Source organism: Paenibacillus selenitireducens, from assembly GCF_002021565.1.
Classification (GTDB): Bacteria; Bacillota; Bacilli; order Paenibacillales; family Paenibacillaceae; genus Paenibacillus_K; species Paenibacillus_K selenitireducens.
In genome coordinates this window covers 1-12,990 of the sequence record NZ_MSZX01000022.1, presented here as the reverse complement: position 1 = coordinate 12,990, position 12,990 = coordinate 1, and the positions used below count along the sequence as shown (strand labels likewise).

The window sequence follows — 12,990 nt, the reverse complement described above, 5'->3', positions numbered from 1 at the left end:
ACGTAATGATCATTTGCAAGTCTGAAGTGGAATTAGGCTTTATGAAGGAAGCAGGGAGAATTGTTGCGGAAACGCATCGCTTGATGAAACAATCGGTTCAACCTGGTATAACGACTCGAGAGTTAGACGCTATCGCGGAGAACTATATTCGCAGTCAGCATGCTACACCTTCTTTCAAAGGCTATAATGGTTTTCCTGGCAGCATATGCGCTTCAGTCAATGAAGAGTTGGTTCATGGCATACCCGGCAATCGGAAATTAAACGAAGGCGACATCATAAGTATTGACATCGGTGCTCAGTATCGAGGATACCACGGAGATTCCGCATGGACTTATCCTGTAGGTGAAGTTACGGATGCCGCTAAGAAACTCTTAGAGGTAACGGAGCAATCTCTCTATGCTGGACTCGCACTAGTCAAACCGGATGTTCGTTTATATACAATTTCATACGCGATTCAACGTTGCATTGAAGATGCCGGTTTTTCAGTTGTTCGTGAATATGTCGGGCATGGAATCGGTGAAAGCCTACATGAAGAACCACAAATTCCGAACTATGGTATTCCCGATCGCGGACCGCGGCTCAAACCAGGCATGGTCTTGGCCATTGAACCGATGGTTATTGCGGGCGAACGTTATGTGAAGACGTTACAAGATAATTGGACGGTCGTGACGTTGAACGGCGATATATGTGCTCACTTCGAACACACCGTTGCTGTAACAGAAGATGGCTTCGAGATTTTCACGAAACTGGATGTGTAGGTGATGAACGTGAATAACAATCAAAACCCACAAATCGGTCAATTCGTTCAAATTATACGAGGTCGGGACGCTGGACAATATGCGGTTATCGTCGGAATCGTGGATTCCAAGTTCGTACTCCTTGCAGATGGGGACAAACGTAAGTTTGATCAACCGAAAAAGAAGAACCTGATTCATTTGCAATTGCAGCCTACGATTAGCAGTGAAGTTGTAAATAGTTTAGACGAGAGCGGACGGGTAACGAACGGGAAGTTGCGGTTCGCAATTTCCAAGTTTATCGAGACCACCGCAATTCATGTTGAGAAAGGAGAATAACTGTGGCCAAAGAAGATGTCATTGAAGTTGAAGGAACGGTTATTGAACCGTTGCCGAATGCAATGTTTAAAGTTGAACTCGAGAATGGTCATCAAATTCTTGCCCACGTTTCCGGTAAGCTGCGGATGCACTTCATTCGTATCCTGACAGGAGACAAAGTGGTCATACAGTTATCACCTTATGATTTATCCAGAGGTCGTATAACGTACCGCAAATAGGTCGATGATCTATAACGTGGAAAACAGTTTCTGTCACAGAAACTTTTAGGAGGTAATTAACATGAAGGTGAGACCTTCTGTAAAACCAATTTGCGAAAAATGCAAAGTCATTCGTCGCAAAGGTAACGTGATGGTAATTTGCGAAAATCCTAAGCACAAACAAAAACAGGGTTAAGAAGGGGGTGTAGCGTAAAATGGCACGTATAGCTGGTGTGGATTTGCCACGTGATAAGCGCGTTGAGATCGCCTTAACTTATATTTTCGGTATCGGAAGAACAACTTCCCAGAAAATTTTGAGCACAACAGGCATTGATGTGAACACTCGTGTTCGCGACTTAACAGAGGACGAAGTTAGTAAACTTCGTGAAACAATCGACAAAACGATCAAGGTTGAAGGTGACCTTCGTCGTGAAATTAGCTTGAATATTAAACGTTTAATCGAAATTGGTTGCTACCGTGGTGTTCGTCACCGTCGTGGATTACCTGTTCGTGGACAACGTACAAAAACTAACGCTCGTACGCGTAAAGGTCCTCGTCGTACTGTAGCGAATAAAAAGAAATAAGAAGGGAGGATAACAGACATGGCTAAACCGAAAAAAGTCGTACGTACGAAACGTCGTGATCGCAAAAATATTGAATCCGGCGTTGCTCATATTCGTTCTACGTTCAACAACACGATCGTAACGATTACTGATCCGCACGGAAATGCAATTTCTTGGGCGAGCTCAGGTGGTCTTGGTTTTAAAGGATCGCGTAAAAGTACTCCGTTCGCAGCTCAAATGGCAGCAGAATCTGCAGCTAAAGCAGCAATGGAACACGGGATGAAAGCTGTTGAGGTTATGGTTAAAGGTCCAGGCGCTGGTCGCGAAGCGGCAATCCGCTCTTTGCAAGCAGCTGGCTTGGAAGTTAACATGATCAAAGACGTTACTCCTATCCCGCATAACGGATGCCGCCCGCCAAAACGTCGTCGTGTCTAGTGGCAGACCTTAATGTGGTATAAAATACTATCAACTTGTAAATAATGGTTGTTTAGGCATACTACATGATTCGACTGAAAATAAGGTTTCAAACGGAGCGACGTTTTGAAGGAGGGTAATTCAGTGATTGAAATCGAAAAGCCGAAAATAGAAACCGTAGACCTTAATGAAGAGGGTCTTTACGGAAAGTTCGTTGTAGAACCATTGGAACGTGGATATGGTACTACGCTTGGTAACTCCTTGCGTCGTATTCTATTGTCTTCGTTACCGGGTGCTGCTGTAACCTCTGTTCAAATCGACGGCGTGTTACACGAGTTCTCAACGATTCCGGGCGTTATTGAAGACGTTACGGAAATCATTCTAAACTTAAAAGGCCTATCGCTTAAAATTCATTCCGACGAAGAGAAAGTGTTGGAAATTGATGCGGAAGGTGAGGGTCCGGTAACAGCTGGAGACATTCGCGCTGATAGCGATGTTGAAATCTTGAACCCAGATCTTCACATTGCGACATTGTCGCCAGGTTCACGTTTGCATATGCGTATCTTTGCAAATCGTGGCCGCGGTTATGTGCAAGCAGATAAGAATAAATCAGAAGATCAACCAATCGGTGTGATCCCTGTGGATTCGATCTACACGCCAATTTCTCGCGTCAACTATACAGTTGAGAACACTCGCGTTGGGCAAGTAACGAATTATGACAAGCTGACCCTCGAAGTGTGGACTGATGGAAGTATTCGACCTGAAGAAGCAGTGAGCTTAGGTGCGAAAATCTTAACTGAGCATTTGATGCTCTTCGTAGGATTAACGGACGAAGCGAAAGATGCGGAAATCATGGTTGAAAAAGAAGAAGATAAGAAAGAAAAAGTTCTGGAGATGACTATCGAAGAACTAGATCTTTCCGTTCGTTCTTATAACTGCCTGAAACGCGCTGGAATCAATACCGTTCAAGAGTTGATTACGAAAACGGAAGAAGATATGATGAAAGTCCGTAACCTCGGACGCAAATCTTTGGAAGAAGTACAAGAGAAACTCGAAGAACTTGGTTTGGGTTTACGAATGGAAGACTAAACTAGATTTTTGCAAGCGAAGGAGGGGAAATACATGGCATACCAAAAGTTAGGTCGTGACTCTAGCGCACGTAAAGCATTGTTCCGTGACTTGGTTACTGACTTGTTCTTATATGAGCGCATTCAAACGACTGAAGCGAAAGCTAAAGAAGTTCGTTCGATCGCTGAAAAGCTGATTACGAAAGCAAAACGTGGTGATCTTAGTGCACGCCGCCAAGTAGCAGCATTCGTTCGTCGCGAAACGATTAACGGTGAGCAAGATGCAATTCAAAAATTGTTCTCAGAATTAGCCACTCGTTACTCGGAGCGTCCAGGTGGATACACTCGTATTCTTAAACTAGGGCCTCGTCGTGGAGACTCAGCACCTATGGTTTATTTAGAACTAGTGGATCGCGCTTAATTGACCAATGAGAAAGGGTGGACAGAATCTTCGGGTTCTGATCAAACCCTTTTTTCTTTTATGCTGGACGACCATCCCCCTAAATCCCCCTTCCTCCTCAGGAAGGTGGACCCCAGAGGGTTCCACCCTCTGGACTCCCGGAACTGTCGCTCATTGAGGTGCTTTTGGTGCTTCGATGGCGGGGTTTGGTGGGGGAACGCGTCTGTCCTGTAAACCTAAACCGATTGCCTTGCGGCACCGGCTTAGGTTTACAGGACACGCTTGAAGTCGTGCGGGAATGCTGGGGAGTTACGGGGGCTCATAGGGAGCGCTACTGTCCAGCTCTTAGCTGGACACGCTTTCTGCTCGTGCTGCCAGCAACTTTTTTGAGGGAGAACGACTACCTTCGGTAGCGTTCTATGCTTCGAAGAGGAAATGCTTGAGGGAGAACGACTGCTTTGCAGCGTTCTTGTGCTTCGGAGCAACACCATTGAATGGGAACGACTACCTTTGGTAGCGTTCTATGCTTCGAAGTGGAACACCCTCTTGTGGGCAGCGACTGCTTCGCAGCTCTTTGTTCTACGAAGCAAACCTCGCAGCGTTCTAAGCTTCGCAGCAATGCATTACATCAACATCGGGGGAGGGGATCCAATGCGTAATCTCTTTATGGTCGTCAGCTATGATGGAACGCGTTATCACGGGTTTCAGACACAACCTGGCGAGAATACCATTCAAGATTATATTGAAGCCTCGATCCATGCGTTAACGGGGGAGACGGTGAAGATTATTGCTTCTGGTCGTACCGATGCCGGTGTACACGCAAGGGCTCAGGTTTTCAATTTTGAGACGCAATCTTCTATTCCTATTGAGCGTTGGTGTCTTGCGTTGAATACACGTCTTCCTAATGACATTGTCATCAGGTCCGCTCAGGAAGTACCTTTGTCATTCCATTCACGCCACAGCGCGCATTGGAAGACATACCGCTATACGATCAACGCGAACGCTTTTCCCGATGTCTTTAATCGCGCTTATGAATTTCATCATCCTACGAAACTGGACATCGAAGAGATGCGCACAGCGCTATCGCATATGGTAGGGACGTTCGACTATACTTCATTTGCATCGCGCAAATCGACGAAGGCAAGTCATGTTCGCACGATTTACAAAGCGTGGATGGAACACGATGTAAGCTCAGCGATTCCAGGTACCAGAGACCAAGGCATCATACACACCTATGTGACCGGTAACGGTTTTTTACAGCATATGGTGAGGATTATGATGGGGACGTTAGTACGGGTAGGTCAAGGCAAGTTTAAGAGTGAAGATATCCCCGGCATTATTGCTGCGGAAGATCGCTCTGCTGCAGGACCTACGGCTGTGGCGCACGGTCTTACGCTATGGGAAGTCGGCTATGATTTGAATGAGTTATCTATTGAAAAATAGCTTGCTTTTTGGCCTATAATATTGTAAGATAAAGCTTGTGTTTTCTTAATGGCTTTCCCACAGCCCCATTTAAGATTACGATTAGAAATACCTGATACAACTATGATGATTATGATGATGAACGAGATAAATCGGAAATGAGTTTTTCGACAATTATAAGGAGGATCTATTCAATGCGTAGCACATATATGGCGAAGCCAAATGAAGTTGAGCGTAAATGGTACATCATTGACGCTGAAGGCAAAACTCTTGGTCGTCTTGCGACTGAAGCTGCTAGCCTGATTCGCGGTAAACACAAACCACAATTTACTCCACATGTAGATACAGGAGATTTTGTAGTAATTATCAATGCAGAGAAAATCGTTTTGACAGGTAAAAAACTGACTGACAAGAACTACTACAGTCACTCCCATTACTCTGGCGGTTTGAAAGTAACTTCTGCTCAAGATATGCTTAAAAAGTTCCCAGAACGCGTTTTGGAATCCGCTATTCACGGCATGCTTCCTAAAAACCGTCTTGGTAACACAATGAAGCTTAAATTAAAAGTATATGCAGGTTCCGAACATCCACACGCAGCTCAAAAACCAGAAGTTTACGAACTTCGCGGTTAATAAAAAAGGAGGACAGTTTCATGGCACAAGTACAATACTATGGTACAGGTCGTCGTAAACATTCGGTAGCACGTGTTCGCCTTGTACCGGGTGAAGGACGCATCTTAATCAATAAACGTGACATTAACGAATATTTCGGTTTGGAAACATTGAAATTGATCGTAAAACAACCTTTGAACCTAACAGAAACATTGGCTAAATACGATGTTCTTGTTATCGCTCATGGTGGAGGTATGTCTGGTCAAGCTGGCGCAATCCGTCACGGTATTTCCCGTGCATTGCTTAAAGCAGATCCTGAGTTCCGTCCATCGCTTAAAAGAGCAGGATTCTTGACTCGTGACCCTCGTATGAAAGAGCGTAAAAAATACGGTCTTAAAGCGGCTCGTCGCGCGCCACAATTCTCGAAACGTTAATATCTATTTCAAGCAGACACCTTTCTTGCCTTGGCAAGAGAGGTGTTTTTTTGTGTTTTTCACCTTTTATAATTCCGCGAATACATATGCATAAATGCCCATTATTTTTCTGAAAAAAGAATTGACAATCAACTGGAAAGAATTATAATATAAGTTACATATTCATAGATGTTTACTCGGAATTAAAATACGGTGAAAAGGGAGTATACTTATGAACCTGCTTGAAAAAGAACAGCTCGTGCTGAAAAAAGCAGAAGAGCTTGAACATGCCACTCCGCAAGAAATCATTGAATGGGCGGTAACGACCTTTCCGAACATGACCTTTGCATGCAGTTTTGGTGCGGAAGATGTCGTTTTAGTTGATATGTTACAGAAGATCAGTCCGAAGACAGATATTTTTTATCTAGACACAGATTTTCACTTTCAAGAGACGTATGAGACGAGAGATCGTATTGCTAAGCATTATAATTTGGAGTTTGTTCGTGCTTTTCCGAAGTTAACACCTGTTGAGCAAGCTGAAAAATATGGTGAAGAACTGTGGAAATCGGAGCCGAACACATGCTGTAATATTCGAAAAGTGGAGCCATTAACCGAAATTCTTGGCAAATACGAAGCTTGGATCACTGGAATACGCCGGGATCAAGCCCCTACCCGTGCTAATGCGAAGAAAATTGAGTATGACTACAAATTTGGATTGATGAAATTTAATCCGATAGCGAGTTGGACAACAGAAGAGGTATGGAATTATATACGAGAGAACGATGTGATTTATAACCCATTGCATGATAACTATTACCCTAGTATCGGCTGTGAGTACTGTACGCGCCAAGTTATGCCTGGTGAGGATCCTCGTGCCGGACGTTGGTCTGGTAACGAGAAGACCGAGTGCGGTTTGCATAAGTAAAGATAGGAGGAGGATCGTGTGATGACAACTATTCAACCGCATGGCGGAGAATTAATTAATCGTGTCGTAATTGGCGATGAGCGTGAGCGTTTGCTTGGGCAAGCGAAATCATTGCCTTCCATTCGAATTAATACATGGACGATCTCGGATCTTGATTTGATCGGCGTTGGCGCCTTTTCACCCTTGAAAGGTTTTATGAATGAAGCCGATTACCGTTCTGTCGTAGATCAAATGCGATTAGCTGATGGAACAGTCTGGAGTATCCCGATTACATTAGCAATCGATGAGGTGCAGGCCGCACAGTTGACAATTGGTCAGAAGGTAGCCCTCATAGGCGATCAAGATGGCCTCATTTACGGTACGATTGATATAAATAGCTTGTATACCGTAGATCAGTCTTATGAAGCTGTGAAGGTCTTTAAAACCGATGACAATGCTCATCCCGGCGTACAGAAGCTTCTAGAGCGTTCGAATACGTATGTTGGCGGCGAAATAATCGTACTGAATCGTCCGCAGCCTGAGAAGTTCCGCGAGTTCTATTACGATCCTGTTGAGACCCGTCGCATTTTTGCGGAGAAGGGGTGGCGGACGGTTGTTGGCTTCCAGACGCGGAATCCTGTACATCGTGCACATGAATATATTCAGAAAAGTGCGATGGAGATCGTAGATGCATTGTTCTTGAACCCACTCGTTGGTGAGACGAAGTCTGATGATGTTCCTGCAGACATCCGTATGCGCAGTTATGTAGCGCTTCTTGCGAACTACTATCCAGCTGATCGCACGTTCCTAGGTGTATTTCCTGCAGCTATGCGTTATGCGGGGCCAAGAGAAGCTATTTTTCATGCCATGGTACGCAAAAATTTCGGGTGTACGCATTTCATTGTCGGCCGTGATCATGCAGGAGTCGGTGATTATTATGGTACCTACGAGGCACAGGAGATATTCAGTAACTTCAAACAAGAAGAGCTGGGCATTACGTTGTTATTCTTTGAACACAGCTTTTTCTGTACAACATGCGGAAACATGGCGTCTAGCAAAACATGTCCTCATCCCAAAGAAGATCATTTAACATTATCCGGTACCAAAGTCCGCGCATTACTTCGTGATGGGGTATGTCCGCCACCTGAATTTACGCGACCGGCTGTTGCTGAAATATTAATTGAAGGTATGGCGAGTCAAGTTACAATTTAAGGTATAAATGTCCACCTTGTCCCATATAGATGATTAGAGTCTGTATGGAAAACGAGGTGGTTTTTTTATGGGGAAAAACAGGGAGCAGCGAAGAAGGAGAGTGATCTTCATTCAACTTCGCGATTTTAGGAAATGGATCATCGCCGGTTGCCTACTGGTCCTGTTGGCGATTATTCTTACATATGAGGTGCCATCTACAAGGACGTGGACTTATTGGACATTGCCTTTATCCGGCAAAGTGATCGCGATTGATGCAGGCCATGGCGGCCCTGATGGAGGGGCGGTAAGTAAACAAGGAGTCATCGAGAAGGATATTAATCTCGCGATTGCGTTGTATTTGCGAGATTACTTGCAGCAAGCAGGTGCAGTTGTTTACTTGACGAGAGAAGGGGATTACGATCTAGCGAAAGATGGAACGACAGCGCTGAAGAAACGGAAGACCGAGGACTTGCATCGACGTGTTGAGTTGATAGAACAAAAGAAAGTGGATTTATTGATTAGTATTCATATGAACAGCTTTCCATCGAATCGTTGGAGTGGAGCGCAGACTTTTTTTACCTCCAATCATCCTGATAATAAAAAGCTGGCTACGTTGATCCAAGCTGAGATGAAGCGAAATTTAGAAAATACGGATCGAGTTGCCAAGATTGTCACGACGAATGTTTTTCTTCTCAAATCCTTACAAATTCCAACGGCTCTGGTAGAAGTGGGCTTTCTTTCGCATCCACAAGAGTCGGTGCTGCTTGCAGACGAGCAGTATCAGCGCAAAGTTTCTGCTGCTATCTATACAGGAGTCTTACGCTACATTTCAGGGGAACAGATAAGCAAATAGTGGGAAAAGTTATGCTATAATAGATTGGAAGTTATGACATTTGATAAGTTGAGGTGCTAAGCATTCATGGTGGCTAGAGAACAAGTCCTTGAAGCATTAAAAGATATTGTGGATCCGGTAACGGGACAGAGTATTGTAGAGCATCATTTTATTCGAGATATCGTTGCCAAGGAAGACAGGGTTTCGTTGACCGTTGTAACCGCCTCGGAACAAGAGCAGCACCGGTTCCAATTAGAGCGTGAAATTCGGGAGCTACTGAGTCAGTCTGGGGTTAAAGACATCCATATTCGATTTCGTGCGATGTCTGAACGTGAGCGCTTAGAAGCTGGCTTAGGCCATCAAGCAGCGACAGAACACAATCAACAACATACTGAACCTCCAACGCAACCGCAAGGACATGGAGCTGGTCTAGAGAGCAACTCATTGTTAACCTCAGACACCAAGTTCATTGCCATTGCAAGTGGGAAGGGTGGCGTTGGCAAATCAACCGTGACTGTGAATATTGCTGCAGCTTTAGCACGCCAGGGTTGTAAGGTTGGAATTATTGATGCAGACATCTATGGCTTCAGCATACCTGACATGATGGGAATTGAAGAACGTCCTCAAATTGTAGATGACCGTGTTATCCCGATTGAGCGATTTGGCGTAAAAGTTATCTCTATGGGCTTCTTCGTTGAAGATAATGCTCCCATCGTATGGCGTGGACCTATGCTTGGGAAGATGCTCCGTAATTTCTTCCAGGAAGTGAACTGGGGAGATCTTGATTACATGTTATTAGACTTACCTCCAGGTACCGGTGATATTGCCTTGGATGTACATCAAATGCTTCCGCAGAGCCAAGAGATTATCGTAACGACACCTCATGCAACGGCAGCGTTCGTCGCGGCTAGAGCAGGCACCATGGCCATTCATACCAAACATGAGATTATCGGCGTCATTGAAAATATGGCTTATTATGAGTGCAGCGATTGTGGTCAAAAAGATTATGTGTTTGGTCGTGGAGGCGGCGCAAGGTTGGCTGAATCCCTTAACTGTGATTTATTAGCTCAAATACCATTAGGGGCACCGGACAATCACCCATCTGAGGCTGATTTTTCGCCTTCGGTATATAAAGACTCGACTCCTACGGGACAAATCTATAATGACATTGCCCAGCAAATTATACGTAAATACGAATGAAAAAAAGGTTGAGCAATTTGCTCAACCTTTTGTGATGAACTTGGATGTTAACTGCCGCTACTACCACCGCTACTACCGCCACCACCGCCGCCGCCTTCGCCACCGCCGCTACTACCGCCACCGCCTCCACCAGAGGATTGGCCTTGTTTTCCACCTTTTTGACCACTTTCCTTCGGTTGGAGTTCCTCTTGCACGACTTTTGTTAATAATTCCATGACTTGCATTTTGAATAGAGGGCTGGACATGGATTCTTTCACAACCGCCATGATCTGTTTACGGAATTCAGGTGTCTTGGTTAGGTCCAGGTACGATTTTTGAACGTCTGGTGATTTCAGAATATCTGCTACAGACGCTTGATAAGTGGGGTCCTTTATCAATTCCTTATGAATTTTCTTGTTATCTTTATTGATGGCAGTTGCGAATTCACCCGCAAACTTAGGGTCTGTCATGATTTTTTGCATTTCTTTGCTGTAGTCGGGAGAAGTTAAGGTGTCTTTTACGGCTGAACGGATTTGTTCTTTTCCTGTAGGAGAGCTTAACATCTGCATCTGCGAGCTGCCGCTGGATCCACTGGATTGTTCAATGGCTTTTTGAGCTTCATCCGTCTTGAGGATGTCGATCACCATGGTTTTCATTTCTTTATAGTCCGGTTGGGCGGATTGACCAGATTGATCCGAACCGCAGGCTGCTAACATCAAGGTTAATGTACAGACGAGAATAAATTTGGTTACATATACTATTCGCATTCGGAATGTCTCCTTCCGTAGACTGTTACTCCTGTAGTATGCCAGGAACAAAAATGATTTATGTTGCATCTATATGGTTATTGAATAAATAACAACAAAAAACGCCATCCTCCCTAAAAATGGGAAGAAGGCGCTGATTTGTATAACTATGGGATTACATACTGCCAACGGGATCGATGTGTTGATGAACAGTTGATTGATCCTTAACTGGATTACCTTTGATATCCGTCTGATTAAGCAACTCCGATACGGTGACAAATTCATATCCTTTTGCGCGAAGTTGATCGATAATAGCAGGGAGAGCTAGATGGGTTTCTTTGCAGGAGTCACTTGCGTGCATCAGAATGATATCGCCTGGATGTGCATTATTTACAACGCGGTTTACGATATTATCAACTCCTGGGTTTTTCCAGTCCAACGAATCTGTATCCCACTGAATGACTTTATAGTTCAGATTGTTGGCAATGCGGAGAACCCGTTTATCAAAGTCCCCATTCGGCATACGGATCAAATTTGGGGTTTTACCGGTTAATTCGGTTAAAATACCATGTGCTGTTTTAATCTGCTTCTGAATTTCTTCATCACTAAGACTGCTGTAGTTGACGTGCTTATGCCCATGGCTGCCGATTTCATAACCGGAGTCAGCGATCTTTTTGACTAAGTCCGTATGGGTTTTACTCCACGGTGAGGATAAGAAGAACGTTGCCTTGTTTAACCCTTTTTCCTCAAGAATTTTAAGAATGGGCTCGGTGCGTTTGTCTCCCCAGCTGATGTCAAATGTGAGAGCTACAACCTTCTTCTCCGTAGGGACACTATACACGGCGGATGGGGAGCCTTCAGAGAATACCGTAATATTGTCGCTTTCTACATAGATAACCCCAACTGCAAACACCAATGCAACAAACGTGAAGAAGTAGCGTTTAATTTTCTTGCCGTTGAACACATAGAAATTCATAAATTCGTATGCCCCTTTCCTTATTGTAGGACGTGTCCTTGCTTGTTTACTTAAATGTATGCTCGTACCAAGGAGATATTCGTCTGCAAAATAATTTCCTAATCCGCCCATCATAAAATTTCCAAATTATGAGCATAACATTAAAGCGGAGTTAATCTTCGTTACAAGATGTAGAAGGAATAGCTATCAATCCACTAATGAATGCGGCATACAACGAAGGAGGCAGTACCAACTATGTTAGGGTTATTATTCAACGAGAAAGAATGTAAAGAGCTTGATTATGTATTGCGCAAAGAATTAGACGAGATGCTGTTTGATCTTAGTGACTCTCGTTTGGAATATGAAATTAGACATGCGATTGCAAATCGCTATAAAACGATATTTCGGATGTATGCTCGTTTTGCTTCACCAAGAGAGCTTTCGAAGTATGTTCGTAACCGTCAACTGCCTGTCCCTAAAAAACAATAAAAAAAAGTGTTGACTTAACAATGGGATTCATGATACATTATTTCTCGTTCCGCTTTTGACGTAAGTCATTTGCAAAGTCTTTCAAATAAAGCTTTTGAAAAAAAACTTAAAAAAAAGACTTGCAAAAAGGTGAGCGAATGTGATATATTATAAAAGTCGCCGCTGAGACAAACGACGACAAAAGATGAGGGTTTTCGATAGAAAACTTTCACGAGAATTGATCTTTGAAAACTGAACAACGAGTGAATTAAAGCATTAAATAAAGAACATTTATGTTCTTGTCAGTTAGTTTTAAATGAGCAAGTCAAACACTTTAATGGAGAGTTTGATCCTGGCTCAGGACGAACGCTGGCGGCGTGCCTAATACATGCAAGTCGAGCGGAGTTATTCCTTCGGGGATAACTTAGCGGCGGACGGGTGAGTAACACGTAGGCAACCTGCCTGTAAGACTGGGATAACTACCGGAAACGGTAGCTAAGACCGGATACACGATTTGATCGCATGATCGHGCTNDGRYANAGTATHNATSSGYAS

Annotated in this window: 18 protein-coding genes and 1 rRNA gene; 17 read left to right on the top strand and 2 right to left on the bottom strand. The window is 44.0% G+C overall.

Translation table 11 applies throughout. From position 1 onward, the window contains the following. The first annotated feature begins 5 nt into the window (after positions 1-5). The 15 genes from map to BVG16_RS30205 all read left to right on the top strand — a co-directional run bounded on the left by map (position 6) and on the right by BVG16_RS30205 (position 10,287). Positions 6-758, top strand: coding sequence for a type I methionyl aminopeptidase (gene map / locus BVG16_RS30275; protein WP_078502934.1), 753 nt, complete (start codon positions 6-8; stop codon positions 756-758). Positions 759-767: 9 nt separating this feature from the next. After that, a complete protein-coding gene (locus BVG16_RS30270) occupies positions 768-1,073 on the top strand; it encodes a KOW domain-containing RNA-binding protein (RefSeq protein WP_078502983.1) in 306 nt (101 codons plus the stop codon). A gap of 2 nt (positions 1,074-1,075) precedes the next feature. Continuing rightward, positions 1,076-1,291, top strand: coding sequence for a translation initiation factor IF-1 (gene infA, locus BVG16_RS30265; protein ID WP_015847200.1), 216 nt, complete (start codon positions 1,076-1,078; stop codon positions 1,289-1,291). A 61-nt stretch (positions 1,292-1,352) separates the two neighbouring features. Next, on the top strand, positions 1,353-1,466 hold the full coding sequence (gene rpmJ, locus BVG16_RS30260; protein WP_003333770.1) for a 50S ribosomal protein L36: 114 nt from the start codon (positions 1,353-1,355) through the stop codon (positions 1,464-1,466). 19 nt (positions 1,467-1,485) lie between these two features. Then, positions 1,486-1,854, top strand: a complete 369-nt coding sequence (gene rpsM / locus BVG16_RS30255; RefSeq protein ID WP_078502933.1) for a 30S ribosomal protein S13 — start codon at positions 1,486-1,488, stop codon at positions 1,852-1,854. Between the two features lie 18 nt (positions 1,855-1,872). Beyond that, positions 1,873-2,268, top strand: a complete 396-nt coding sequence (gene rpsK / locus BVG16_RS30250) for a 30S ribosomal protein S11 (RefSeq protein ID WP_078502932.1) — start codon at positions 1,873-1,875, stop codon at positions 2,266-2,268. A 123-nt stretch (positions 2,269-2,391) separates the two neighbouring features. Next, positions 2,392-3,336 carry a DNA-directed RNA polymerase subunit alpha gene (locus BVG16_RS30245; RefSeq protein WP_078502931.1) on the top strand — a complete coding sequence of 315 codons (945 nt, stop codon included), beginning with the start codon at positions 2,392-2,394 and terminating at the stop codon, positions 3,334-3,336. A 33-nt stretch (positions 3,337-3,369) separates the two neighbouring features. Continuing rightward, entirely contained in the window at positions 3,370-3,735 is a 366-nt protein-coding gene (rplQ, locus tag BVG16_RS30240) for a 50S ribosomal protein L17 (protein WP_078502930.1), read from the top strand. A gap of 630 nt (positions 3,736-4,365) precedes the next feature. Then, complete coding sequence (gene truA, locus BVG16_RS30235) at positions 4,366-5,157, top strand: tRNA pseudouridine(38-40) synthase TruA (protein WP_078502982.1); 792 nt, start codon at positions 4,366-4,368, stop codon at positions 5,155-5,157. 173 nt (positions 5,158-5,330) lie between these two features. Beyond that, positions 5,331-5,768 (top strand): 50S ribosomal protein L13, encoded by a 438-nt coding sequence (rplM, locus tag BVG16_RS30230; RefSeq protein WP_078502929.1) that lies wholly within the window; start codon positions 5,331-5,333, stop codon positions 5,766-5,768. 20 nt (positions 5,769-5,788) lie between these two features. Further along, positions 5,789-6,181: a 30S ribosomal protein S9 gene (rpsI, locus tag BVG16_RS30225; RefSeq protein WP_078502928.1), complete on the top strand. Its 393-nt coding sequence runs from the start codon at positions 5,789-5,791 to the stop codon at positions 6,179-6,181. Positions 6,182-6,392: 211 nt separating this feature from the next. Beyond that, positions 6,393-7,085: a phosphoadenylyl-sulfate reductase gene (locus tag BVG16_RS30220; RefSeq protein ID WP_078502927.1), complete on the top strand. Its 693-nt coding sequence runs from the start codon at positions 6,393-6,395 to the stop codon at positions 7,083-7,085. A 21-nt stretch (positions 7,086-7,106) separates the two neighbouring features. Beyond that, the gene (sat, locus tag BVG16_RS30215) at positions 7,107-8,276 is read left to right on the top strand and encodes a sulfate adenylyltransferase (protein ID WP_078502926.1); all 1,170 of its coding nucleotides are present in this window, start codon (positions 7,107-7,109) and stop codon (positions 8,274-8,276) included. A gap of 67 nt (positions 8,277-8,343) precedes the next feature. Then, a complete protein-coding gene (gene cwlD / locus BVG16_RS30210; RefSeq protein WP_078502925.1) occupies positions 8,344-9,108 on the top strand; it encodes an N-acetylmuramoyl-L-alanine amidase CwlD in 765 nt (254 codons plus the stop codon). Positions 9,109-9,174: 66 nt separating this feature from the next. Beyond that, the gene (locus BVG16_RS30205; protein WP_078502924.1) at positions 9,175-10,287 is read left to right on the top strand and encodes an Mrp/NBP35 family ATP-binding protein; all 1,113 of its coding nucleotides are present in this window, start codon (positions 9,175-9,177) and stop codon (positions 10,285-10,287) included. A 47-nt stretch (positions 10,288-10,334) separates the two neighbouring features. On the opposite strand, the gene gerD is transcribed toward BVG16_RS30205, so the two are convergent. Both gerD and pdaB read right to left on the bottom strand, forming a co-directional pair. After that, positions 10,335-11,033 (bottom strand): spore germination lipoprotein GerD, encoded by a 699-nt coding sequence (gene gerD / locus BVG16_RS30200; RefSeq protein WP_078502923.1) that lies wholly within the window; start codon positions 11,031-11,033, stop codon positions 10,335-10,337. A 154-nt stretch (positions 11,034-11,187) separates the two neighbouring features. Continuing rightward, entirely contained in the window at positions 11,188-11,988 is an 801-nt protein-coding gene (pdaB, locus tag BVG16_RS30195) for a polysaccharide deacetylase family sporulation protein PdaB (protein WP_078502922.1), read from the bottom strand. Positions 11,989-12,222: 234 nt separating this feature from the next. On the opposite strand from pdaB, the gene BVG16_RS30190 reads away from it, so the two are divergent. Both BVG16_RS30190 and BVG16_RS33230 read left to right on the top strand, forming a co-directional pair. Next, positions 12,223-12,456 (top strand): PX domain-containing protein, encoded by a 234-nt coding sequence (locus tag BVG16_RS30190; protein WP_078502921.1) that lies wholly within the window; start codon positions 12,223-12,225, stop codon positions 12,454-12,456. A gap of 313 nt (positions 12,457-12,769) precedes the next feature. Beyond that, positions 12,770-12,990 (top strand): 16S ribosomal RNA (locus tag BVG16_RS33230); the annotation flags it as partial.